The organism is Duganella fentianensis (genome assembly GCF_009857835.1).
GTDB classification, from domain to species: Bacteria; Pseudomonadota; Gammaproteobacteria; order Burkholderiales; family Burkholderiaceae_D; genus Rugamonas; species Rugamonas fentianensis.
In genome coordinates this window covers 1-24,088 of the sequence record NZ_WWCL01000004.1, presented here as the reverse complement: position 1 = coordinate 24,088, position 24,088 = coordinate 1, and the positions used below count along the sequence as shown (strand labels likewise).

At 56.3% G+C, this 24,088-nt stretch carries 18 protein-coding genes, 1 rRNA gene and 1 pseudogene; 11 read left to right on the top strand and 9 right to left on the bottom strand.

The annotated features are described in order from the left end of the window. Nucleotides 1-39 precede the first annotated feature (39 nt). The 5 genes from gshB to GTP23_RS17140 all read right to left on the bottom strand — a co-directional run bounded on the left by gshB (nucleotide 40) and on the right by GTP23_RS17140 (nucleotide 5,249). A complete protein-coding gene (gene gshB, locus GTP23_RS17160; protein WP_161036269.1) occupies nucleotides 40-1,008 on the bottom strand; it encodes a glutathione synthase in 969 nt (322 codons plus the stop codon). A gap of 69 nt (nucleotides 1,009-1,077) precedes the next feature. After that, nucleotides 1,078-2,379, bottom strand: coding sequence for a glutamate--cysteine ligase (gene gshA / locus GTP23_RS17155; RefSeq protein WP_155436799.1), 1,302 nt, complete (start codon nucleotides 2,377-2,379; stop codon nucleotides 1,078-1,080). Nucleotides 2,380-2,566: 187 nt separating this feature from the next. Beyond that, complete coding sequence (locus GTP23_RS17150) at nucleotides 2,567-4,126, bottom strand: ammonium transporter (protein WP_161036268.1); 1,560 nt, start codon at nucleotides 4,124-4,126, stop codon at nucleotides 2,567-2,569. An 11-nt stretch (nucleotides 4,127-4,137) separates the two neighbouring features. Then, nucleotides 4,138-4,476 (bottom strand): P-II family nitrogen regulator, encoded by a 339-nt coding sequence (locus GTP23_RS17145; protein ID WP_107878151.1) that lies wholly within the window; start codon nucleotides 4,474-4,476, stop codon nucleotides 4,138-4,140. 11 nt (nucleotides 4,477-4,487) lie between these two features. After that, entirely contained in the window at nucleotides 4,488-5,249 is a 762-nt protein-coding gene (locus GTP23_RS17140; protein WP_161036267.1) for a TorF family putative porin, read from the bottom strand. Nucleotides 5,250-5,525: 276 nt separating this feature from the next. Between GTP23_RS17140 and GTP23_RS17135 the strand changes: the two genes are divergently transcribed. From GTP23_RS17135 to GTP23_RS17100, 8 genes and pseudogenes are all read left to right on the top strand, one after another. Next, nucleotides 5,526-5,765: an accessory factor UbiK family protein gene (locus GTP23_RS17135; RefSeq protein ID WP_155436807.1), complete on the top strand. Its 240-nt coding sequence runs from the start codon at nucleotides 5,526-5,528 to the stop codon at nucleotides 5,763-5,765. Nucleotides 5,766-5,870: 105 nt separating this feature from the next. After that, nucleotides 5,871-6,782: pseudogene (locus tag GTP23_RS17130) on the top strand (YifB family Mg chelatase-like AAA ATPase); the annotation flags it as partial. A gap of 91 nt (nucleotides 6,783-6,873) precedes the next feature. Then, nucleotides 6,874-8,241 carry a site-specific integrase gene (locus tag GTP23_RS17125; RefSeq protein ID WP_161036265.1) on the top strand — a complete coding sequence of 456 codons (1,368 nt, stop codon included), beginning with the start codon at nucleotides 6,874-6,876 and terminating at the stop codon, nucleotides 8,239-8,241. Further along, nucleotides 8,241-10,247: a site-specific integrase gene (locus GTP23_RS17120; RefSeq protein WP_161036264.1), complete on the top strand. Its 2,007-nt coding sequence runs from the start codon at nucleotides 8,241-8,243 to the stop codon at nucleotides 10,245-10,247. The genes GTP23_RS17125 and GTP23_RS17120 overlap by 1 nt, the downstream gene beginning before the upstream one ends. Next, nucleotides 10,248-12,539, top strand: coding sequence for a site-specific integrase (locus tag GTP23_RS17115; RefSeq protein WP_161036263.1), 2,292 nt, complete (start codon nucleotides 10,248-10,250; stop codon nucleotides 12,537-12,539). Further along, complete coding sequence (locus tag GTP23_RS17110) at nucleotides 12,536-13,084, top strand: hypothetical protein (RefSeq protein ID WP_161036262.1); 549 nt, start codon at nucleotides 12,536-12,538, stop codon at nucleotides 13,082-13,084. Before GTP23_RS17115 ends, GTP23_RS17110 begins: the two co-directional genes overlap by 4 nt. 2 nt (nucleotides 13,085-13,086) lie before the next feature. After that, nucleotides 13,087-13,584, top strand: a complete 498-nt coding sequence (locus GTP23_RS17105; RefSeq protein WP_161036261.1) for a hypothetical protein — start codon at nucleotides 13,087-13,089, stop codon at nucleotides 13,582-13,584. Further along, nucleotides 13,581-15,767: an AAA family ATPase gene (locus GTP23_RS17100; RefSeq protein ID WP_161036260.1), complete on the top strand. Its 2,187-nt coding sequence runs from the start codon at nucleotides 13,581-13,583 to the stop codon at nucleotides 15,765-15,767. The genes GTP23_RS17105 and GTP23_RS17100 overlap by 4 nt, the downstream gene beginning before the upstream one ends. Before the next feature lie 186 nt (nucleotides 15,768-15,953). Here GTP23_RS17100 and GTP23_RS17095 read toward each other — a convergent pair whose 3' ends face one another. Next, nucleotides 15,954-16,151 carry a hypothetical protein gene (locus GTP23_RS17095; protein WP_161036259.1) on the bottom strand — a complete coding sequence of 66 codons (198 nt, stop codon included), beginning with the start codon at nucleotides 16,149-16,151 and terminating at the stop codon, nucleotides 15,954-15,956. 21 nt (nucleotides 16,152-16,172) lie between these two features. Then, a complete protein-coding gene (locus GTP23_RS17090; protein WP_161036258.1) occupies nucleotides 16,173-16,742 on the bottom strand; it encodes a mobilome CxxCx(11)CxxC protein in 570 nt (189 codons plus the stop codon). A gap of 218 nt (nucleotides 16,743-16,960) precedes the next feature. Between GTP23_RS17090 and GTP23_RS17085 the strand changes: the two genes are divergently transcribed. From GTP23_RS17085 to GTP23_RS17075, 3 genes are all read left to right on the top strand, one after another. Further along, the gene (locus GTP23_RS17085) at nucleotides 16,961-17,596 is read left to right on the top strand and encodes an ATP-binding protein (protein ID WP_161036257.1); all 636 of its coding nucleotides are present in this window, start codon (nucleotides 16,961-16,963) and stop codon (nucleotides 17,594-17,596) included. An 87-nt stretch (nucleotides 17,597-17,683) separates the two neighbouring features. Further along, nucleotides 17,684-19,384, top strand: coding sequence for a M1 family metallopeptidase (locus tag GTP23_RS17080; RefSeq protein ID WP_161036256.1), 1,701 nt, complete (start codon nucleotides 17,684-17,686; stop codon nucleotides 19,382-19,384). Nucleotides 19,385-19,387: 3 nt separating this feature from the next. Further along, the gene (locus GTP23_RS17075; RefSeq protein WP_202412249.1) at nucleotides 19,388-19,897 is read left to right on the top strand and encodes a hypothetical protein; all 510 of its coding nucleotides are present in this window, start codon (nucleotides 19,388-19,390) and stop codon (nucleotides 19,895-19,897) included. Between the two features lie 39 nt (nucleotides 19,898-19,936). On the opposite strand, the gene GTP23_RS17070 is transcribed toward GTP23_RS17075, so the two are convergent. Together GTP23_RS17070 and rrf are read right to left on the bottom strand one after the other, a co-directional pair. Beyond that, a complete protein-coding gene (locus GTP23_RS17070) occupies nucleotides 19,937-23,845 on the bottom strand; it encodes a two-component regulator propeller domain-containing protein (RefSeq protein WP_161036255.1) in 3,909 nt (1,302 codons plus the stop codon). A 123-nt stretch (nucleotides 23,846-23,968) separates the two neighbouring features. Further along, nucleotides 23,969-24,081: ribosomal RNA gene (rrf, locus tag GTP23_RS17065) — 5S ribosomal RNA — on the bottom strand. Nucleotides 24,082-24,088: the final 7 nt, after the last annotated feature.

Sequence of the window (24,088 nt, the reverse complement as noted above, 5' to 3'; positions counted from 1 at the left end):
AAATTGTTAATTATTGGTTGCGAAAACTGGTTGCGAAATTCAGTCGCCAGTATCCGTCGCCAGCTCCTGCGCCACGGCCGCTTCCACCGCATCCACGAACATGGCGGCCACATGGAAGCCGGTCTGCGCCGTGATCTCCTGGAAGCAGGTCGGGCTGGTGACATTGACTTCGGTCAGGTTCTCGCCGATTACGTCTAATCCTACCAGCAACAGCCCCCGTGCGGCCAGTTTCGGCCCCAGCGTATTGGCAATTTCATAATCCCGCTCGCTCAAAGGTTGCGCTACGCCAACGCCACCAGCTGCCAGATTACCGCGTACTTCGCCATTCTGCGGGATGCGAGCCAGTGCAAACGGCACCGGTTTGCCGCCGATCACGAGGATGCGCTTGTCGCCTTTGACGATGGCGGGGATATAGCGCTGCGCCATGATGGTCCGGCTGCCCTGCTGGGTCAGGGTTTCGATGATGGAGCCCAGATTCATGCCGTCGGCCGTGACGCGGAAGATGCCGGAGCCGCCCATACCGTCCAGCGGCTTGAGAATGATGTCGCCATGCTGCTGCTGGAAGGCGCGGATGCGCGTTTCGTCGCTGCTCACCAGCGTGGGCGCAGTGAATTCGCTGAACTGGGCAATCGACAGCTTTTCGTTGTGATCACGGATGGCGGACGGTTTGTTGAACACGCGCGCGCCCTGCTTCTCGGCCAGTTCCAGCAGATAGGTGCCGTACACGTATTCCATGTCGAACGGCGGGTCCTTGCGCTGGATGATGGCGTCGAACTGGCCCAGATCGCATTCTTCGGCTGGCGCCGCGCGGTACCAGTCGCTGGCGTCGCCCGTCAGCGTGATGGCGCTGACACGCGCCGTCACGCGGCCGTTTTCCAGCGCCATATCGCGCTGCTCGAAGGCATACACGGCATGGCCGCGCCGGGCCGCTTCCACCATCATGGCGTAGGTCGAATCCTTGTAGGTCTTGAAGCTGGCCAGCGGGTCGGCGAGGAAAGCAATCTTCATGGGAATTCCATTCTTGGGTGGTCGGTTTATCGCCCCGCACTGCGCGGGGCGGCGCGCTCGGCAGTGCGCTTAATACACTTCCGGATTCGGGTCGGTGCGTTCCATTTCCAGCGAAGCGGCCAGCAGCGCCAGCCGCGCCACCACGCCGTACACATAGAAGCGGTTAGGCGCTGCCGTGCCGGGCTTGGCTTTCAGATCGGGCACCGCATGCTGCTGGGCAAACGCCAGCGGCACATAGTGCGAACCCGGCGCTTTCAGATTCTGGTCCTTGCCCTTTTCCGCGTGCACGCGATAGAAGCCGCCCACCACATAGCGGTCTATCATGTAGACCACGGGTTCGGCCACATCATCCTTGATGCTCTCGAAAGTCGGCACACCTTCCTGAATGATGAAATCGGTAACTTCCTTGCCATCCTTGACGACGATCATGCGGTCGCGCTGTTCCTGGCTCAAGTCCTTGATTTCACTGGAGTCCTTGATGGTCAGCACGCTGGTGCCATAGGTGCCCGCATCGGGTTTTACAATCACGAAAGGCTTCTGGTCCTTGATGCCGTATTCCTTGTACTTCTTCTTGATCTTGGACAGCAGCGCATCCACATTGGCGGCCAGACAGTCGTAGCCTTCGCCCGTGCGGAAGTTCACGGCATCGCATTTGGCGTGGAAGGGATTGAGCATCCACGGATCGACGCCAATCAGCTTGCCGAACTTCTTCACCACCTCGTCATAGGCGTTCATGTGGTTGCTCTTGCGGCGCAGGGCCCAGCCCGCGTGCAGCGGCGGCAGCAGGCTCTGCTCGTGGATGTTCTGCAAAATCTCGGGGATGCCGTCGGACAGATCGTTGTTGAGCAAGATCGTGCAGGGATCGAAATCCTTCAGCCCGAGCCGGCGTCCGTTGGGCGAGCGCACCAGCGGTTCGATCACCAGCATATTCCCATCAGGCAACGCCAGCGGGGTCGGTTCGGTAATTTCTGGTGACAAAGAGCCCAGCCGCACATGCAGCCCCGTCTGGCGGAAAATCTGCATCAGACGCGCAACATTTTGCAGATAAGAAGGGTGACGCTGCTTAATTTCAGGAATCAGCAGCAGATTGCGTGCATCGGGGCAGTATTTATCGATGGCCGCCATGGCCGCCTGCACGGACAGGGGCAGCATTTCCGTGGCCAGATGGTTGAAACCGCCGGGGAATAGATTGGTATCTACCGGCGCCAGCTTGTAGCCGGCATTACGCATATCCACAGAGCAATAAAACGGTGGCGTATGTTCCTGCCACTCCAGACGGAACCAGCGTTCAATGGCGGGCGTGGCCGCCAGGATTTTTTCTTCGAGGTCAAGTAGCGGGCCGGTGAGCGCCGTAACGAGATGGGGAACCATACTTACGTCCTTAAGTGATGCAGGAGGATGCGGGAACATCGATATTACCTTGCAGATGGCCCATATCGGGGCAAAAACCTTAATTTAAAGACGGGAAATAAAAAAAGGCGCCCCATCATGAACTGAGGGGCGCCTAGGGGAGACCCGCCACGCGGGCGGGCACAACGAGATACTGACGATACGCTATTTAAGCGTGGTAGGCCGACTCGCCATGGCTGGTGATGTCCAGACCTTCGCGTTCCTCTTCTTCCGGTACGCGCAGACCGATCACGATATCCACCAGTTTGTAGGCGATCAGCGAAACGATGCCCGACCACAGGATGGTGGTACCCACGGCCGTCGCCTGGGTGGTCACCTGACCGATGATGGAGTAAGGATCAGCCGACATTTTGTTGGTGACGTAATCGAAGATGCCCTGACCGCCCAGCGATGGAGCAGCGAACACACCGGTCAGCAGCGCGCCGAGGATACCGCCCACGCCGTGCACACCGAACACGTCCAGCGAGTCATCCGCGCCCAGCAGACGTTTCAGACCGTTCACACCCCACAGGCAGACCACGCCAGCCAGCAGACCCATGATCAGCGATCCCATAGGACCGACGAAGCCGCAAGCCGGAGTAATCGCTACCAGACCAGCGACGGCACCCGAAGCGGCACCCAGCATGGATGGTTTGCCTTTCATGATCCACTCGCCGAACAGCCACGACATGGTAGCGGCAGCAGTAGCCAGCAGGGTATTGACGAAGGCCAGAGCCGCCACATCGCCTGCTTCCAGTGCCGAACCGGCATTGAAACCGAACCAGCCCACCCACAGCAGCGAAGCGCCTATCATGGTCATGGTCAGCGAGTGCGGTGCCATCGATTCACGGCCGTAGCCTACGCGTTTGCCCATCAAGTAAGCACCGACCAGACCGGCCACGGCGGCGTTGATGTGTACCACGGTACCGCCGGCGAAGTCCAGCGCACCTTTCTGGAACAGGAAGCCAGCTTTGGCGCCTTCGGTGGCGGCAGTGGCGGCATCCTTGATGGCGTCAGGGCCGGTCCAGAACCAGACCATGTGGGCCACTGGCAGGTAGGCGAAAGTGAACCACAGCACGACGAAGGCCAGCACGGCGCTGAACTTGGCGCGCTCGGCGAAGGAACCGACGATCAGGCCGCAGGTAATCGCGGCGAAGGTAGCCTGGAATACCACGTACACGTACTCAGGAATCACCACGCCTTTGCTGAAGGTGGCGGCCGTCGAGAACGCTGCCTTGGTAGGGTCGAAGATACCGTTCAGGAACAGGCGGTCGAATTTACCGATGAAGGCATTTCCTTCGGTAAAGGCCAGCGAATAGCCGTAGACGCACCACAGCACGATGATCAGCGCGAAGATGGTGAACACCTGCAGCAGTATCGACAGCATGTTTTTCGAACGCACCAGACCGCCGTAGAACAGGGCCAGACCGGGAATCGACATCATGATGACGAGGATGGTGGAGACCATCATCCAGGCCGTGTCGCCCTTGTTCGGTACCGGTGCCGGTGCAGCAGCTGCTTCGGCCGGCGCGGCCGCAGCCGGCGCAGCTGCCGGAGCGGCGGCAGGTGCAGCGACTGCGGGTGCGGCAGCCGCCGGAGCATCGGCCGGCGCGGCCGCTGCCGCTACAGGAGCCGCAGCGGCCGGTTTAGCCTCCTCGGCCAGCACGGGCGCCGATAGCGCGCAAAGAACGGCGGCGCCAGCCAGCCAGGACGTAACTAATTTCTTCATCTAGCTTCCCCTTAAAGAGCGTCGTTACCGGTTTCGCCGGTACGGATACGGATGACTTGTTCCAGGTTGTACACGAAGATCTTGCCGTCGCCAATTTTACCGGTACGGGCAGCACCTTCGATCGCTTCGATGGCCTGCTCCACCACCGCGTCGTCGACGGCAGCTTCGATTTTGGTCTTGGGCAGGAAATCGACCACATATTCCGCACCGCGATACAGCTCGGTGTGACCTTTCTGGCGACCGAAGCCTTTTACTTCGGTCACGGTAATGCCTTGCACGTTAATGGCCGACAAAGCCTCGCGGACTTCGTCGAGCTTAAACGGCTTGATGATGGCGGTAATCAGTTTCATACGGGCCTCGCTTAGAAGGTTTTAGAGACGGTCAGAACCAGCGCTTTTTTCGACAGATTCTTACCCATTGCGGTGTAGAAATCGGAATCGGCATAGACCGCCGCCAGAGCCACCGAAGCCACACCGAAATCTTTGGTCACGCCGACTTTGTAGTCGGTGTAGCTGGCTGCGCCAACGTTTTTCACATTCTGATGGCCGATGTGCAGGTTCAGCAGCAGGCCTTCGCTCAGTTCGAAATTGGCGCTGCCATCCAGATAGCCACTGTTTTTACTGTTGGCAGTGCCGAACAGATTAGTCGTCGATTGCGAATATTTGACCGTGAACGGACCGTAGCCGATCTGGCCATACAGTTCGAAGGTATTCGCGCTAGGGTGCAGACCATTCGATGGGTAGAAGTAGTACAGGCCGCCGACGTCATAACTTACATCCTTGACGATCTCGCCGCGCTTACCAGCGTACAGATCCCATTCAACATCGCCAGAACCGCCTGCGTCCTTGGTCCACTTGATGGTGGAAAGCCAGGTACCGGCGTAGAAGCCGGTCGGATTATTGGTATAGTCCGCGCCGCCCTGCACAGCAGGTTTCAGACGGGTTTGCGATACGCCGCGATAGCGGTAGTCGCTGACAATGGCCGCATTAAACGTAACTTCATTGTCCGGTTTGGCTTCGGCAGCGGGTGTCGCTTCCTCGGCATGCGCCAGCGAGGCGCTCATGGAGGCGAATGCTAAGGTCAACGCAGCGATCAGGGTGAAGTTCTTGCCCGGGTTTTTCATAATAGTTTTCCTCTTGAATTGAACTTAGATTGCAGTTGCGGTTTAAAATCCTGTTTGTTCGAAGCGATGAACAGCGTTCATCCCTTCTTTAGCAGATTGCGTGCCAGCTTTTGAGATGCCTCAAAATGTGGCTGGCAACGCGCCAAACTTGGGAAGCCTGCGCAAAACGTGAGAATTTTCAGCTTTGCGCATGTCCGTAATGCAACATTCGCACCAGATTAACGCCGTACTCGCACCGCAATGGTGCGCAACAGGCAGAACCCACCGAGGACCATGATGGATATGAATACTTTTTTTAATGATTTACAAAGCAAGGTCAGCCAGGCGATCGAAAATTCGCCGGCCAAGGACATCGAGAAGAATGTCAAATCGATGATGACCCAGGGCTTCGCCAAGCTCGATCTGGTCACCCGCGAAGAGTTCGAGATCCAGGCCCAGGTACTGGCCAAGACCCGCGCCAAACTCGAAGCACTGGAAGCCCGTCTGGCCGAACTGGAAGCCAAGGCCGGCAACTAAGCCTGTAACCAAGTCCTCCCCGCGCCGCCCTTTTGGGCTGGCGCAACATCGCCAGGCTCTATCAGCCTACGCTGGCGGCATGCCCTCACACCGCCCAGCCCAGCCATGAGCCTAGCCGTCCTCCAAAGCCGTGCCCTGAATGGGATGGACGCGCAGGAAGTCAGCGTCGAAGTCCATCTGGCCAACGGCCTGCCCGCGTTTGCCATCGTTGGTCTGGCCGATACGGAAGTCAAGGAAGCGCGCGACCGCGTGCGCGCCGCCATCCTCAATAGCGGCTTTAGCTTTCCCGCCCAGCGCATCACCGTCAACCTGGCACCGGCCGACCTGCCCAAGGAGTCCGGCCGCTTCGATCTGCCGATTGCGCTGGGCATACTGGCTGCCTCGGAACAGATCCCCGCACGCGCGCTGGCCGGATACGAATTTGCCGGCGAACTGTCACTGTCCGGCGCCTTGCGCCCCATCCGCGGCACGCTGGCCATGGCCGTGGCCAGCCGCCGTTACGGCGGCCTGTGCGGGCTGATCCTGCCCATCGATAATGCCGACGAAGCGGCGCTGGTCAGCGATGCCGCCATCTATCCGGCCAGCTCGCTGCTGCAGGTGTGCCGCCATTTCACCGCCCATGACAGTGATCTCCAACTGGCGCGCCATCGCGCGCCGCCGCTGCGCCAGTTGCGCCGCTATCCGGACTTCGCCGATGTCAAAGGCCAGCAAACCGTCAAACGGGGGCTGGAAGTGGCGGCCGCCGGAAATCACAGCGTATTATTAGTTGGCCCGCCCGGCGCCGGCAAAACCATGCTGGCCATGCGCTTTCCCGGCCTGCTGCCAGCCATGAGCGATACCGAAGCGCTGGAAGCGGCAGCCGTGCTGTCGCTCACCGGCCAGTTCCGCCTCGACCTGTGGAAGCAGCGGCCCTTCCGTGCTCCGCACCACACGGCATCCGGCGTGGCCCTGGTCGGTGGCGGCAGCCTGCCGCGCCCCGGCGAAATCTCGCTAGCCCATCACGGTGTGCTCTTCCTCGTTATAGACGCACAACAAATTCATTAGTTTTAGTTGTAATTCTCGTAGCAATGTGGCAATCTCACATTATTGCCACAACCAAAAACATTATATGAGCTTTACGGTTTACTACAGTGACCCGGAAGTGACCTCTAAGGCGGGGTTTGCAAAAGTTGCAAATCTGCCATGCATTTTCGATAGCCGTCCTGGCTATCATCGCTTGGCAAGCGCCTACCTAATTGACCGTGGACTCGGCTACTGGAATCCGAGCACTCGAGGTCAAGCTCCTGCCCTAGCCCCTTCAGACCAAACCATTAAGAATTACGCGCAGTGGCTTGCCAATTTTTTGGAATGGGCAGAGGTGCGAAACATCGACCTCAAAACTTGCACGTACGTAGACCACGTTCACGGCCGCTACCAAAAGGAAATGGAAAAAGGAACTTGGTCGAGAGATGGTCGAGCGTTAAAGGATGGCACAGTGAATCCTCGCGTTCAGCAGGCCTGTGATTACTTGATGTGGATGTCCGACAAGGGGCATCGCCCCTCATTTCACATCCCGACCCATACCGCGACGATTTACGCTGGAACGGCGACCAGTTCCATTGGGCATCGTGCCATCACCGTGGAGGTGAGAGATGGCAAGGCTCGAAAAAACAAAAGGGCTCTGCGATTACCCTCAGATGCCGAAGTCAAGGAATGGCTCGAAAAGGTCTACCACCTTGCAGGCTATGCTAAAGGTTTGATGTGTGAACTAGTACTCCTTTCAGCACTGCGTCGCTCAGAAGCTGCGGGATTCCGCGTCGATACGCTACCCGAAGAACGGGCAGCTTGGCATTTGAATGACCCTAGCGCTCCTCGGGCGAACCAGCGAGTCCGTCTCGAAATTAAGTTTGGCACAAAAGGACCTGACTACGGCTATGACCACGGCGACAAGATTGGGCCTAAACGTCAAATCTGGATTCCACTTGAACTTGCAGAACGAATCCACGCCTACAGGCAGAAGACACGTAACGTTGCGCTGAAAAAATGGGTAAAAAGCGCACCAACTTTAACTGAACAGCGCCGCCGCATCGACGACGCTGTTCATCTATTTTTAGATGAGGATACCGGTGAGCGCATCACCGGAAAAGCGCTTTATAACGCCTGGACGGCTGTTGAGTTGCCTTATGCCGGGTGGTCACCTCATTTAGGGCGCGACTACTGGGCCTGCTCCATTCTTTGGAAAGAAGTCACCCGACATGAAGAAATTAAAAAACTGTTTGAAACTGGTTCCGAGATTGCGCAGGCCTTATTAGAGTCCACAGCCATGAGCATTATTCGGCTGCAAATCCAACCACAGTTAGGGCACGCTAACGCCTCAACATCCATGATTTACCTTGAATGGATTTGCAATATGTTCGGAGTCAATTTGTCGATTGACCTGGACCGTGGAGATGAAAATGAACTGCCCGTTCATCCTACTATCGAGGTGAATCAGTAATGAGCATTCGGGCTTATAAGAAGGACCATCTCAAGGAACTGGCACCTCCCTTAGTTGCAGTGGAAGCATCGGCCGCTTGGACCTCAAGCAGTCCTATCGATGACCTTAACTTCTGGACGCAACATACAAAATATCCAGTCAAAGTCAGCCTGACTATTTTCAGGGATGGGGAGGATAAGCGAGCAAACCCTGGCGGCTCATGGTCAGGGGCAATGTCTGGCCGCCCCAAGTTAATTGCGCAGCTTGCTCCTGTACTGAAGGAGTTAGTTGAGTTCGCCAGCCGCAGAACGGTCGATAAGTACTACCATTCATTTAGGACATGGTGGCGAATCTTTGACGCCCTAGATGGAAAAACGAAGCCTGTCGAAACTGTAGCTGACCTGACTGAGGTTCATCGACAGTATGCCGTTGACCAGGGCATGCACCGGCTCGCGTTTAGCAATTTCGTCCGCGTAGTGAATCTCGCTCGTCTCTCGGAAGGACTGCCGCAACTACACTGGTTTGCGCCAGAGCGCGAGGAACAAAAGCGCTACCTTCCGCCAGAATGGCAGACCAAGGCCATACGTCTAAAGATAAAGCACGAGTGGTTTTCCGCCTTATTCCGGTGGGACCGCGCCACCGAGTTGATGTCGGGCTCGGCTCCTGCTAACACTGAAGAGCAAAGACTGCTCGCCAACTATCAAAGGTTTGGCTCGCTGTATTCAGAATTGGAACCAGTGCTCCCCAACTCAGATGAGTTAAGGGGTGACCTTGCGCCATGGGAGTTCAGTGGCCGTGGCCTCAGCATCCCGGACATGCTACGGGGTAGATTCCCGGATGCCTACGACATTCGTATAGCCTTTCATCTTTGTTTGGCTACCACAGGCTGGAACCCTTCAGTCCTTCTGGATTTGGATGTCACCAAGCCGTTTATCGAAACGCACCCCAAAGACCCACGCCGATATTTGCTGCGAGGCTTTAAAGCGCGAGGAAAATCAGAGCAGCTTACTGAGGGACTCTTGAGCTCCCAGGGTTCAGCTGGAATGATTTTGAAACGCTTGATGAAGCAGACCGAGGTCCTACGCATCGAAGTGAAGCGGAATTTGGCCGAGAAAGCAAAAGCCTTCAGGCTACTTCAAAAATCAAACGCCAATTCCGAGGTGCTTGATAACGCCAGAAAAGAGCTCGTCAAATTAGAGTACGTCGCTCGTTCGCCGTGGCTCTACGTGACGGCTCAAACTGGAATTGCAGCGTTAGATGCTGCGTCCTATCATCGACGATTGGACCGAGAGAATAAGGGCTCTTTCGTGCAACAAGTAGTCCAAGTTATCAACCAGACGCAGGCCCCCGACCGGCAGATAACTGCTATCACGGCATCCGATTTTCGAGATGCTTATGCTGCCTATGCCTACCAAGTCAGCGGCGGTATGGTTCTATTTGTGATGAAAGCACTCGGCCATCGGCGTGTTTCGACAACCCAGCGCTATCTAAAAAATACTTTGCTGAACGAGAGTAGCCAAGGGCTTTACCGCACATTCAGCAATGCGCTCTGGCATGAAGTTAAATTTCATGGCCGCGTTGACCCGACTATTCTGGCGCGCTGGTCTCGTGACGGAGAGCCCACAGCCAGCGACCGTCAACGGCTAGAGGACTACCGTGCTTTAAGACGAAGCAGAATCGGCGTGGGGTGCAAGGACCCTGCCAACCCTCCCTCTCGGATTGCGCCCAATTTCCGGGCTTCCGGTGCCTCGCAGTGCAACGTGCATCGCTGCACTTTGTGCGAAGAGAATGCAGTTATTTTCCCCGACAGCCTTGATGGCTTGTGCAAGCGCCAGGCAGAGTTGGAACATATTCAAAGTACCATCTCGGTAGCAGCATTCCTAGAGTCCTCCTTCGGGGAGGAGCTAGACAACACTCGCAAAGCCCTAGCCTGTTTTGACCCTATCGCGATGGATACGGCGTTGCAAGCGTGGAGAAAGGCAATTTCCGATGGGAGGCATCGGGTTATAAACTTAGAGGGCGCATAATTGAATTCTCAAATTACAGCTAGTGCAAATAACCCTCTCATCCTCGCCAATGCGTTGGAAATCACGAGAGATGATGAAATTGAGGCGTCGCGAAATCGCGCACTCTTGTGCGCGCCGATTGAACTCGTTCATAAAATGGGGGCAGCTGAAGTCTCAGCGCTGAAGGAAATTCTGCAACATGGTGAGACTTTTGGGTATTGGCTCACTCCGCAGAAATGGAATAGAACTCAGGGTGGCGAAGCGACACTAAATATCGATATCCGAAAGCGCATCACCAATTTCTTGCCCGCAGAGCTCCAGACACAGCTGCCTCAAGATGGCAATAGCCGACTAAGCCGTTTAGTTGACTTAGCCGTGCTCGTGGAAACTCGATATCTTGTTCTGTTGCGTATGGGGCCTGCCGCGCTAGGAAAAAAGGGGCGAGCTAAATCACTCGACCCGACCACCGTTAAACTCATCGCTTACAGTTACATGCCACATATCCTCGCCATTGGCGTGGCGAAGGCCCTTAAGGCGGAGCATTTCCTCTTAACGGAGGAAGATAGCAAATCACAAAAGCTGCTTTCGCTTCTTGAGCAGTCAGACTTCGAAAGCATGTCCAATGCGGCGAAGGCTTCCACGTTTGGGGAAGTTGCGCGCATCCATCGGCTTTCTCAATATGGCTACTGGGACGATGTCCCTTCTTTTGGCAGCAAAGTGGACGTCATTACCCGAGTTCGTGGAGATGCCGTAAAAAAGCCTCCCGAACGCAAAATTGATGTCCATCTTCCACTCCCTGATGACTATGTCTCCGAGATGGGTGTGAAGAGCCTGTGGCTCATCAATCACTTAGGTCCGAATTTGCTAGATTTGGGCGGGCAAATTATTGAGATTTGGGAGAACACAGAAGACCCACATCTCAGCGAAAGTGCGGTGAGCGGACGTCGGAAGGCGCTCGTCAATGCTCTGTTGGAAAACCACGTGTGGCGCGATGCCTCCGGAGTCGCTTTCCGTGAGCCCCCCTTCAAAATCAGACTTACCCAGCACGGAAAACGCTCACATCACGATAGAAATTTGGCGAAACGACGCGCTAAGTTGGCGGATGCTGGCGATGAGAATTCAGATGACATCAAAGTTCAAGACTTGAACTGGCCGCCTCGTTCATTTGGTGAGCTCATGTCTTTAATGGGCAATCTTCAACTGGCCCATTTATTTGTCGTCAATATGTCAACAGCAGGTCGAAAGTCGGAGTCCATTGACTTGACGCGGAACTGTGTTCGATATGAGCGCAACGAGATGCCGTACGCCCGTGGTCGGACTTTTAAACTCGTTGAGCGCCATGATGGTGAATTTCGTGATTGGGTTCTCCCTGATATGGCAGCCCTAGCGATTGAACAACAAGTTCGATTAGTTCGCTGTATGGAACGTATCGGAACGATGACGCCCGACAGAAACCGCGCTCTGCCAAGCGAAGAGCCTCAACATTTGTGGGCTCAGTACGGGGTCGGAAAAAGCGACCGTAAAAAACCCCTCATTGGGCTTGGCCAAGCTTTAACTGCTTATGCAAAATCGCTTTGCATGGACACAGCGCCGGGTGGACAGAACTTCCGGTCTCACCGCTTCCGTAAAACTGTGGCACGTTTGGTCGCTTTAGCTATCACACAAGCGCCTAAAGTCCTGATGGATGTCTTTGGGCACAAGTCTATCGAAATGACGCTGTATTACATTTTGGCGGACAAAGACTTGCGTGCAGAAATTGAAAAAGTCAGCCGCGAGTTAAGAATTTTACGAGCGACCAAGACCATTGGCGAAATGGTTGAGGAAGAAGATGCGGTAAACGGATACGGCGGCCCTGCCGCACAGGTTCTTAAGACCGCAATCACCTCGCACAAGCAACGGACCCACCAGTTAGGCGAAGACTGGGGGGCCTCCAGTGTGGCCGAATTGGCCGAAATCCTGACTTTGCAAGGCAAAGCGTGGCAGTACGTCCGGCCTGGAATCATTTGCACTAAATTCCCGGGCACGGAATCCGGCCCCTGCAATAAGAGTAAAGGCCATCCAGAACCTGCGAGATGCCAATCTCATTGCAACCATAGACTGGAAGAGCCTTTTTTGAGGGAGGACGTGGACGGCGCAATTCGAGATTGCATTCGGGAGTACTTAATTGCAGAGGCGAACAATGAAGAGTTGGTTCTGGAATTCTGGGCCGGACAGATTCGAAGTCATCTCAACCGATTCGCCGACATACGCGAAAAATGGTCCATGGACCCGACTGTACGCCGGTTAAGCGGAATTCTGGAGAGCGCGGCATGACCAATGACATGAAAACCAAAGCAAAACGTTCGGATGCCACTCGTGCGCTCATCCAACAAAAGGCGCTTGCGCAAGGTAGTCAGCGTTCTGATGAGGTGCAAGCACGCGTCAGGGCGGTGATGAAATCCATCGAGGCAGAAATAGCCGAGAACGAAGGCGTTTATCCGCATAATGAAGGCGCGGTTTCAGGGGCGGAAGTTGCCCGCAGAGCGGACATTCACCCAACGACACTCTACAGTAAAAAACAGCGAGAGCTTGGCATAGAGGTTGGAAATTGGTTGAAACGTTTAAAGGCAACAGAGCCAATAGGTCGCGGAGCAGCAAAAAAGAAATTGGTCACTCGTATCGCTGATTGGAAGCAGCTGTTTGAGAATCTCAAACAGTCGTATCGTGATACCGAGCTTGACCTTCAGCAGACACAGGCAGACCTAGCCGAGAGTCTGAAGACCATTCAGTTGCTGAGAGAAGAGAACGCGAATCTGCGGGCTCTTCTCGAAAAATCTGGTGCCGAAAAAATTGCCGTACTTCGTCCAAAGAAAACCTAAACATGCCAAGACCTAGCGTCATCCCTCAAGTAAAAGAGCGCCTTGAAACCTACCTCAATGAGTGCGAGGCCGCGTATCTTCAACAGCCCGAAGGTATGCGACAGCCAACTCTGCCATCTACGCCCGATGGCAAGATTAATGTACGTGCTGTTGCCCAAGCGATTGACTTGAAGACGACGCAGGAGAAGTACCTGTACGAGCGGGTTGAGCTGAGTCAACTGGTCAATCTTGTAGCCGAGGGTCAGGGCCTGCTACCTATCGGCGCACGCTTACTGCAATCTGCCGGAGATAGCGCCATTAAAGAGCGAATGGTGCGACAGGCCCAAGACGCTCGAGAGGCTTCGCAGTCCGCTACAGAGGCCTTAGCTGTGCAAGCGGAATTGCTGCAAAAATTGCAGGAAGCGTCCCATGCAATCGAAGTTTTAAATGCGGAAAATCTACGCTTGCGTGCGCAGCTTGACGCTGTTTTCAACGGTGTGCTGCTGAGGGTCGAGCCTTGAGCGAGAATTTTAAAGACATCGTTGTCGTTGAACGCGTAATCTCGCAACTGGAGGGCGGCTGCATTTTTTCTGGTCTTCGCCCTGATGGCACATCGATTCGTGTGAAATACCATGGCCGAGAGCTCCAGCCTCTACCCGATGATGCATTTTTGGTTGAAGGACAACTGTCTACATATCGGGATAGATTTGGAAGACATGTCGCGCAAGTCAATAGCAAAGTAATTCAACGAACTGTGCACCAGGGGGCCCTGCTCGGCCCGTGGTTGTCGAGACTTCCCAACATTGGGCCGACGCGTGCTGGCCGGTTAATCGGCGCGTTTGGTCAAGAGCTTCCCGGAGTACTGACAAATATCTTACGTATCAATGACGTGGCACAGGTAATTCAGCCAGATAAGCCAGCTTTGGCAATGAGGATTGCTGCGCAAGTTTACGCCGGGATGGCAAGCAATTCCGCTTCTCTACGTACAAAAGCTCAGGAAGTCGAATTTTTGACTTTCTTGGAAAAACTCGGAGTCCGAGAACTCAGGACTGCAAACAAGCTGTGGCAGTTCTTGGGCGGCCCTGATGCAATGGAACGATTAGCGCGTAATCCGTATTTAGCTGCGAGTTTGATGGATTGGAAAATCGCTGACCGCATCGGACAACGCCTGTTAAGACATGCTGACCCAGGTATTGACCTGATTAACCACCCACATCGCCTAATAGGTGCCGTTAATAGTGTTTGGCGAGATGTCCTTGCAAATGGCGACACAGCGGCTACCGAGGATAGCTTTATGGCTATGCTAGCCGGTAAGGCCGTTCCTCCCGACTTGGCCCTCAACGTCGCGAGACAAGCGGGGCTGCTCAGAACAACAGGAACATTACTTCGTGCTCCTGGCGCGGCTTGGCTTGAGGACGAGGTATCTAGAATGCTCTTGGCAATTGAAGAAACCAGCGCAAAGGAAACACTGCTTGAGGCTGATGCCCTCGAAGGCTTGATACTTCTTGCCGAAGCTGAAGTTGGTTTGACTTTGACGGTAGAGCAACGCGTAGCTGTGGCCAAGCTTTTGCGTCTCGGCGTTGGTGTTTTGCAGGGAGGTGCTGGCGTAGGAAAGACGACTGTGATGAAGGTCTTGGCGACAGCATGGGAATCACTTGGCGGGAACGTGGTGATGGGGGCGCTTGCGGGTAAAGCAGCATTAACTCTTTCACGCGGCGCGTCTTCCCCTGGCAAGCCAAGGATAGCCTACACAATTGCAAGACTGATTGGTTTCTTGGAGAGAAAAGCTGCGGATAAAACTGACAGTGCGATTGCCAATGCCGATAACATTCAGTTTACCAACCGCACATTACTCATCATTGACGAAGCGGGAATGATGGATACCCCGAGCCTGCACAAGCTTCTTAGTTTGCTTCCTGCCGGGGCTCGGATATTGATTGCCGGTGACGAAGGCCAACTTCCGCCAGTTGGTATCGGAAAAGTGTTCCATGATTTGGTGCATGAAGGGTCCCGGGTCGCAAAGCTGACCAAAGTTCTTCGCCAAGCGGAGGGAAGCAATATTCCCGTTCTCTCACAAGGTATCCGGGCAGGCGAAACCCCTGCGCTCGATGATTGGGAGGGCGAAACCAGCGGTGTATATCTGGTTCCTACGGTGGATTTAGCTAAGGTCCAGCGCTGGTGGAGAAATAAAGCAGAGTTGATGGTGATTGCCGCCAAAAAAGCCTCTGTCGCGGATATCAATGAGACGGAATCAAATGTTCGGAGAGACTCCACCACGGCCACTCGCCGCCTCGGCCCACTTGCTACTGTAGCTGTGAATGACCCTGTCGTTATGACGGCGAACAGGTATCAGCACGGTCTCTTTAACGGGCTGCTAGGTGTTGTAACGTCGATTGAAGGTGACCACATTGAAGTGTTGTGGGATGGTGAAAAGGTCCCCAGGGAACTGCCCGCAGAAGCAGAAGGCGATATCGAACTCGCCTATGCCATTACTTGTCATAAGGCACAAGGTAGCTCTTCTGAAATCGTAGTGGTTCTCTTAGAGACTTCGGTACTTGTTACTAGAGAATGGCTTTACACAGCGATTACACGCGCTAGAGAACTCGTTCTCCTTGTCGGCGACCAAGCAAGCTTGAAAAGCGCTGTATCCCGTCTTAATGCCAGGTTGACGGGCTTTACTCTACCCGCTCTCCCCTCCTCTTAGCGAAGAACGGTGTCAAGGGCAGGCGCGGACGCCGCATGCGGAGCGGAGCAAGGCGAGCACCGAACGGGGGAGCACCTGGCGAAGCGGACCCTTTACACTGTTCGTAGCAAATTAAGCTAGGGGTAAGGGGGGCAGCAGGGTCTTATTGCTGCCCCCCTTGCCCAGCGGCGAGCGTGCTTTTTGGGGTCATCGGCCGCACGTTGGGCAAGCGCCGGGGCCGGGAGCAAAATTGATGGTTTGTGCTTTCCGCAGTTCTTCATTAAGAATGATGCGACCGTTAGGTGTCGCCTTCTCTCGATTGTTGATAAACGTAAAAAGTTCAGAGCGCTCTTGAGGTGTGAGCGTATCGAGTGCCTTCACGAATTGAGCAATTTTGGGGGACATTTATTAATTCCTTTAAAAGATTTACCAGTTACCACAGCTAGTGCATTTGCTACTTTTCCCTGTTGGCACAATCTGACATGTGCGACATGGCAGCCCTAGGTACTTCATCGAAGCGTTATAAGCATATCTTTCTTCAGCCGGGGTGATGGACTGAGCACGGTCAAGGACCTCCTGCCGAGCATTCTCTTCACGAGGTTCTTTCAACGCATCTTGATAATTGCTAGTGGTAAAGTCACGCACTGACTTAAAGCGGTTGTAGAGTGTGGTATTTGCTCTGACGGAATCTTGGGCGGAAGCATAAGCCTCATCCCAACGAGCGACCAATGCCCAGCAGGAAAGTACAATCTGAGCTATACCAACTAAACTGGCTACAAGCACAAGTATCGGAAGCACTTCAATTCCACCAACCTTCCAGTCCTTGCCAAAGGCCCCGACCACACTGCCGATTACAAGTGGGCCGATGATGCCTAAATATGTAATCCATTCCCGGCGTTTTTTTAACTTTTGCTCTCGACGCTGAAAAATCGCACTTGTGCCATAGCACCAGAATAAGTGGTCATCACAAGCTTTCTTGAATTCGTCGGGCGTCATTGGTTCAAATCAATAGCTAAGGTAAAACTGCGTGCATACGTATAGGTTGCAATATTGGCATTTTCGTTAACATTAGTCAACAGTCTTGGCTGACTATTTGTCCACCGCTGCGACGACCATCCTTAGATGAGGCTGCCACTCTTTGCATCCTCATCTAACCTTGAAACACTTAGATGAGCTATAAGCTATTGATTTAATTTGAATTGGGAGACTCATCTATGGTTGCGCCAGCTATAACTATCGACGAGCTGCCCGAATTCGAACAGCGCGTACTCGATGTGCTGCGCGAGCCGCTCGAATCCGGCCATATCACCATTTCGCGCGCCGCCCATCAGGCCGACTTTCCAGCCCGCTTCCAGCTGATCGCTGCCATGAACCCCTGCCCATGCGGCTATGCGGGCCATAGCAGTGCGCGCTGCCACTGCAGCGCCGAACAGATAGCGCGCTATCAGCGCCGCATCTCCGGCCCCCTGCTGGACCGCATCGACATCCAGCTGGAAGTGGCAGCGGTCGATCCGCTGACGCTGGCCGATAGCACAGGCGGCGAAACCAGCTGCAGCATCGCCGCCCGCGTCCAGCAGGCAGCAGACCGCCAGCAGCAGCGCCAGGGCAAGCGCAATCAGGCACTCGCGCCATGCGAACTGGAACAGCACTGCAAGCTCGATGGCTACGGCCACACCGTGCTACAACGCAGCATGGCGCGCTTCCAGTGGAGCGGCCGCGCCTACCACCGCATCCTGCGCATCGCCCGTACCATCGCCGATCTGGCCGCCAGCGCGCGCATACAGGAAAGCCATGTCCGCGAAGCCATCCAGTACCAGCGTGCGCTGCGCGAACGCGATCTGCCATGCTAAATTCTGCCTAAGGGCTGCCTAAGCGTCACTCCTACGCCGGCCTTGCTGCTATATTGTGCGCAGCCCATATCAACCTGCTACTCCACAATGAACCGTCTTCCCCTGATTCTGGCCGCCGGCGCCCTGCTGGCCGGCTGCGCCACAGCGCCCGCCCCGCTGACCGACTTCACCGCCAATTCCGGCAGCCCCCGTAGTGCCGAGCAGCTCGCCATGCGTTTCGAGCATGCGGATCTGGCGCTGCGCGTCGATCCCGCCAGCCGCAGCATACAGGGCGATGCCACGCTGACCTTCACGGCAAGCGCAGCGCTCAGCCGCATCGTGCTGGAACTGGACCGCAACCTGACGATCGACGCCGCACTGGCCGACGGCGTAGCGCTGCCACCTTCGGCCATCAGCAATCCCAAAGGCAGACTGACGCTGACCCTGCCCGCGCCGCTGGCCGCCGGTGCCCGCGCCACCGTGCGCCTGCGCTACCATGGCGTGCCGCACGTGGCCAAGCGTGCCCCGTGGGACGGCGGTTTCATGTGGAGTAAAACGGCCGATGGCCAGCCATGGATCAGCACCACCGTCGAAGGCGAAGGCTGCGATCTGTTCTGGCCCTGCATCGATCATCCGCAGGGCAAACCGGAACGGATAGATCTGCACATCAGCGTACCGGCGCCGCTGGTCGTAGCCGGCAATGGTGTGGCCATGGGCATGGATGAAGCGGACGGCTGGCGTACCTACCACTGGCGCGCCAGACACCCCAGCACCTACGGCGTGGCACTGAATATCGGTCCGTACGAAATGCTGTCCGGCGAATACGCCAGCCGCTACGGCAATCGTATTCCGCTGCGCATGTGGTATCTGAAGGGCCATGAGGAAAAGGCCAAGGGCCTGTTTGCGGAATTTGCCCCCATGCTGGACTTCTTCGAAAGCACCATCGGCCCCTATCCATTCGGCGACGAGAAAATGGGCGTGGTAGAGACGCCCCATCTGGGCATGGAACACCAGACCATCAACGCCTACGGCAATGGCTACGTCAAATCGCCGCTGGGCTATGACTGGCTGCTGCATCACGAACTGTCGCACGAATGGTTCGGCAACCAGATGACCAATGCCGACTGGGACGATATGTGGCTACACGAAGGCTTCGGCAGTTATATGCAGCCGCTGTATCTACAGCAGCTGCGCGGCGAACGCGAGTTCCAGTCCGAACTGTTCAACCACCGCAAATCGCTGCTCAACAAGGCGCCTATCGTCAGCGGCAAGACCCAGCGCATCGAAGACGTGTACAACGATAGCCGTGGTGGCCCGGGCAATGACATCTATACCAAAGGCTCGCTAATCCTGCACACGCTGCGCAACCTGATCGGCGACGATGCCTTCTTTGCCGCTACGCGCCGCATGGTGTACGGCACCGATCAGCCCCTGCCGGGCAAGTTCGTGCCGCGTTATGGCAGCACCAAAGAATTCATCGCGCTGTGCAACGAGATCAGCGGCCAGGATCTAGGCTGGTTCTTCGACGCCTATCTATACCATGCAGCGCTGCCGGAACTGGTAGAGCAGCGCCATGGCGACCAGCTGACCCTGACGTGGAAGCTCAAGGATGGCGGCAGCTTCCCCATGCCCATCGAAGTGCGCGTCAACGACCGTATCGAGCGCCTGTCCATGAGTAATGGTCAGGGCACGCTGCAACTACCGCCCCATGCGCGCGTAACCATCGACCCGGCCTCGCGCGTGCTGCGCCATGCACCCCACATCGACGCGTGGAAAGCCGAACAGAATCAGTCCAAGAAAAAAGGTTAAGCGATGATCTACCGTTCCGCACTGGCGCTAATGCTGGTAGCTGCGCTGACAGGATGCAGCCCAAAATACGATTGGCGCGATTACCGCAGCAAAGATGCGCCTTACAGCATCCTGTTCCCCGGTAAGCCGGCCAGCCAGACGCGCAGTGTCACACTGGCGACGCTGCCGCTGGAGATGACCATGACGGCGGTGGAAATCGATGGCGTGGTATTTGCCGTAGGCAGTGCGCGCCTGCCCGACGGTGCCGACGCCATGCATGCGCTACAGGCCATGCAGTCGGCACTGCTGAAGAACATCGGCGCCACCCTGCGCAGCAACAAGGACAGCAGCACCGGCCTGCAAGCCATGCTGGAGTTCGAAGCGGACGGCAGCCAGCAGGGCCAGCCCGCGCGCCTGATCGGCAAGCTGGTCGCGCGCGACCAGCGCATCTATCAGGTCATCATACTGGGCCGGGCACAGAACCTGGCCGCCGAACAGATCGACACCTACCTGTCCTCGTTCAAACTGAACTGACGCTGCGCGGGTGCGCAGCGCGCCCCGTCGTGCCCGGGACTACTCGCCGGACTTGCTAGCCTTGAGCGGCAGGTCCATGGTGAAGCGGGTACCGATATCGAGCGCGCTATCAACCCGTATGCTGCCATCGAGCAGCGAGGTGACGATGTTGTAGGTGATGCTCAGGCCCAGACCATTGCCGCCCTGCCCCAGCTTGGTAGTGAAGAAGGGATCGAAGATGCGCAGCTGGTGCTCGGGCGCGATGCCCTTGCCATCATCCTGAAACACGATGCGTACCCGCTCCGTTCCGAGCCGCACGGCCCACAGCCGGATTTCGCCGCCGCTGCGCCCTTCAAAAGCGTGCAGCAGGGTGTTGTTAATCAGGTTGATAATCACCTGTCCATACGGGCCGGGGAAGCTATCCATCTGTATATCTTCCGGCATTTCCAGCACGATGGAATGGCCGGCCTTGCGGATCTGGTTGCGCATCGTCGTGACGATTTCCTGACTGGCCTGTAGCAGATTGAAGGGGCGCCGCTTGGCACTGGCCTGATCCACCGCTACCTGCTTGAAACTGTTCACCAATTCCGCCGCGCCCTGCAGGCTGCGCATCAGCAGCGTCGATGCTTCGCGCGCCGCATCGATAAAGCTGGTCAGGTCGGAACGGCGCAGGGTATTGCTCTGCTGCCGCTGGTGGATTTCTTCCGTCTTGTCTTCCAGCGTACTGGCCACCACCAGGCTATTGCCGATCGGCGTATTCAGCTCGTGTGCCACCCCGGCCACCAGCGCGCCCAGCGCTGCCAGCTTCTCCTGTTCCACCAGCTGCTGCTGGGTATCCAGCAGCTTGCGGTAGGAGTCCGCATTGGCGAACGCCACGCCCACGTATGAAGCCAAGGTAGTCAGCATGTCCACATCGATGCGCTGATAGGCATGCGGACGATAGCTATGCACGGTGATGGTTCCCCTTACCTGCCCGCTGACGCTGATCGGTACATAGATCAGCGAACGGGGCGCGGTCGGCAGCGAGCCATCCTCCAGCGTGCCCATATCCTCGGCGCTGGTAACATGCTCGAGGTGGGCAATATACAGGCCATACTCAAGCTCCAGATCGTTGATGAACACTTCCTTGCCATGCTGGATGCACCATACTGCCAGCTGGTTAGGCTCACGCATGCTGCGCACATAAGGTGCATAGCGCTTCCCTTTTTCCATCGCAAACGGATATTCGATCAGCTCCTGCTCGGGGCGATAGATGCCGATACCGAATACACTGGCATCCATCAGCGCATGCACATGCTTGTACAGCATCTGCATGATGGCTTCGCTATCGAGGTTGGCAGTAATGGCGCGGCCAATTTCGGACAGCAGCGAGATATTCCTGTGCGCGACCTCCACGCTTTCCTTCTGGTGCTCCACTTCGCGCTTCTGCCGCTCGACCGATTCCTTCTGCTGCACCAGCTCGCGCGTGCGGCTACCTACCGTCTCTTCCAGCACATGCTTCTGCTGGATCAGCATGCGCATGCGGAAGCGGAATAGCAGATACACGGCGCCCAGCAAAATACCCAGCAGACCTAGCCGGAACCACCAGGTCTTCCAGTAGGGCGGCGCGATGATCACTTCCAGCGTAGTCGCCTCCTTGCTCCAGACGCCATCCTTGTTGGCCGCCTTGACGCGGAATACATAGCGCCCCGGGTCGAGATTGGTATAAGTAACATAGCGTTTTGCCGCATCCACCGTCAGCCATTCAGGATCGAAGCCTTCCAGCTTGTAGGCATACTGGTTACGCCCCGGATCGGCAAAATGCAGAGCCGCGAATTCGATGGAGAATACCGTGTCGAGGTAGTCTAGCGTCAGCGATTTGCCATGCGCGAGCGCACCGGGCATCAGCCTGGCCCGGTCAGTACCGGCACTGAGCACGGAACGGTTAAACAGCAGAAAGTCAGTCACCACCACCACCGGCGCATCGGGATTGCCATGGATGTCAGTGGGATTAAATGCCGTCACCCCGCTCAAGCCACCGAAGTACAGCATATTGTTCGGCCCTTTATACACCGAGCCGATAAAGTAGGATCCGTTAATCAGTCCGTCGCGCGCCGTGTACTCGCGGAACGCGCCAGTGCCGGGATCGAGCATGGTCAGTCCGGCCGTTGTGCTGATCCATAAACGGCCCTGTTCATCGCCCGCAATTCCGCCTATCGGATCGGCAGCACGCGCCGCCGTCATGGGCACCGTACGAAAATGCAGCGTACCGTCAGCGCGGCGCTCCGCCACCGACAGGCCAGCCGCCGTACCTATCCACAGGCGCGCCTGTTCATCCTCGTACAGATAATGGACGCGCGAATGTATCAGGCTATCACTGGCACCGGCCACGTGGCGATAATTGCGGAAGCTGCCCGTCACCGGATCAAAACAGTCGAGGCCATTCTGCGTGCCTATCCACAGCTTGCCGTTGCGGTCTTCCAGTAGCGTATAGATGCGGCCATCGAGTACATCCGGATCGCTGGCCTGATGGTGCCAGCTGGTCACCGCACCATTGCCGGCAGCGATGCGGTGCAGGCCGGCGCGCGTAGCCACCCACACAGTGCCATCCCTTCCGGCCAGTACGCGCTGCAGTATGCGTGCGTCGGGTAGCGTATCAAGTTCCACCCGGGTGAAACGTCCGGTTTTCGGATCACGCCAGGCCAGACCGTTGACCGTCCCTACCCACAGCCGTCCGCGCGCGTCGGTATCGAGCGTCAGAACTTCGTCACTGGGCAGGCTGGCCGGATCATGCTCGTCGTGCCGGTAGGTCTTGCTGGTGCCATGAGCCTGATCCACCAGCGTCAGCCCCTTGGCCGTCGCCATCCAGACCTGATTTGGCCCCGCCCCCGCAATCGCTCGCACCTTGTTGTTACTGATAGCAGGCAGTACGCCCGACTGTTCGGAATAGTGTTCGAATCCGCCACTGCGCAAATCCACCCTATCCAGTCCGTTATACCAGTTGCCTATCCATAGCGTGCCAGTGCGGTCCTGATACAAGGAATTCACCTGATTATCGCCCAGGCTATGACGATCCTGCCCTACATGGCGATAAGTATAGAATCCGCCGCTAAGCTTGTTGTATCGCTTCAGCCCATTGGTATAAGTACCTGCCCACAGCACGCCATCGCGATCAAACAGCAGCGCTTCCACCCGCTCGCCATGCAGATCGTCCTGCGCGCCGAGAGCAATACGCTCGGCGCGGCTACCTTGCAGCCGCCAGGCCTGCAGACCATCACGGCTGCCCACCCACAGCACACCATCAGCTGCCAGCGTCAGAGCCTGTATCACTGTCGCCAGCGCCCTACCGTCACCACTGCTGATGTGCTCGAACTGCTTGCTACCGGCCCGCAGCAAATCCAGACCGGCATCGGTGCCCACCCACAGGTGCCCCTGCCGGTCCAAGGCCAGTACATTCACGCGGTCATCGATAATGCTGGCGGCATCATGTTCAACATGACGATAGCTCTGCACCTTGCTGCTGTCCATATCGAAATGCAGCAGACCATTCGCCGTCGCCAGCCATAGTCCCTGCCTGCCATCGCTAATGATGGCATTCACGGAAACGCTGCGTTCGCGGCCCAGCAAATGGGTAAAAGTCTGAGTGGCAGGATCATAGCGATCCAGTCCGCCGCGGCTGCCCACCCAGATAGCGCCCTGTGTGTCCTCATAGACGGCCTGGATATAGTTATCCTGCAGGCTGGTGTTATCGCTGGGATTATTTTTGAATGCAGTAATGCGGTAGCCGTCGTAGCGGTTCAGACCGGCCTGTGTACCGAGCCAGAGATAGCCCTGTTTATCCTGCAGTATGGCAGTGACAGTTTCCTGCGTTAAGCCCTGCTCCACGCCCAGATGTTCGAAACGCAGACTCAGAGGTGCAGCATATGCGAGCGAGGCACACGTCCAGAACAGGCTAAATAGTAAAAGAAGGCGTGCTACATAACCTGCCATGGAATTGCTCCTACACTATGCAAGTTATTCTAAAGCACAAAGCCTGACTACAGACGGAAAAAAGCCCCATCTGTGCAGAATACGCTGTGGTACTCAGACAAATGGGGCTTTTTAGTATAACTAGCTTGACGATAACCTACTTTCACACTGGTTGCAGCACTATCATCGGCGCAGAGTTGTTTCACGGTCCTGTTCGGGATGGGAAGGGGTGGGACCAACTTGCTATGGTCATCAAGCTTTGAC

Coding starts and splice junctions, on each gene's coding strand:
- GTP23_RS17110 (WP_161036262.1), top strand. CDS start 12,536: ATGACCAATGACATGAAAACCAAAGCAAAACGTTCGGATGCCACTCGT.
- gshB (WP_161036269.1), bottom strand. CDS start 1,008: ATGAAGATTGCTTTCCTCGCCGACCCGCTGGCCAGCTTCAAGACCTAC.
- GTP23_RS17145 (WP_107878151.1), bottom strand. CDS start 4,476: ATGAAACTGATTACCGCCATCATCAAGCCGTTTAAGCTCGACGAAGTC.
- GTP23_RS17070 (WP_161036255.1), bottom strand. CDS start 23,845: ATGGCAGGTTATGTAGCACGCCTTCTTTTACTATTTAGCCTGTTCTGG.
- GTP23_RS17120 (WP_161036264.1), top strand. CDS start 8,241: ATGAGCATTCGGGCTTATAAGAAGGACCATCTCAAGGAACTGGCACCT.
- gshA (WP_155436799.1), bottom strand. CDS start 2,379: ATGGTTCCCCATCTCGTTACGGCGCTCACCGGCCCGCTACTTGACCTC.
- GTP23_RS17140 (WP_161036267.1), bottom strand. CDS start 5,249: ATGAAAAACCCGGGCAAGAACTTCACCCTGATCGCTGCGTTGACCTTA.
- GTP23_RS17105 (WP_161036261.1), top strand. CDS start 13,087: ATGCCAAGACCTAGCGTCATCCCTCAAGTAAAAGAGCGCCTTGAAACC.
- GTP23_RS17135 (WP_155436807.1), top strand. CDS start 5,526: ATGGATATGAATACTTTTTTTAATGATTTACAAAGCAAGGTCAGCCAG.
- GTP23_RS17150 (WP_161036268.1), bottom strand. CDS start 4,126: ATGAAGAAATTAGTTACGTCCTGGCTGGCTGGCGCCGCCGTTCTTTGC.
- GTP23_RS17080 (WP_161036256.1), top strand. CDS start 17,684: ATGAACCGTCTTCCCCTGATTCTGGCCGCCGGCGCCCTGCTGGCCGGC.
- GTP23_RS17125 (WP_161036265.1), top strand. CDS start 6,874: ATGAGCTTTACGGTTTACTACAGTGACCCGGAAGTGACCTCTAAGGCG.
- GTP23_RS17085 (WP_161036257.1), top strand. CDS start 16,961: ATGGTTGCGCCAGCTATAACTATCGACGAGCTGCCCGAATTCGAACAG.
- GTP23_RS17095 (WP_161036259.1), bottom strand. CDS start 16,151: ATGTCCCCCAAAATTGCTCAATTCGTGAAGGCACTCGATACGCTCACA.
- GTP23_RS17075 (WP_202412249.1), top strand. CDS start 19,388: ATGATCTACCGTTCCGCACTGGCGCTAATGCTGGTAGCTGCGCTGACA.
- GTP23_RS17090 (WP_161036258.1), bottom strand. CDS start 16,742: ATGACGCCCGACGAATTCAAGAAAGCTTGTGATGACCACTTATTCTGG.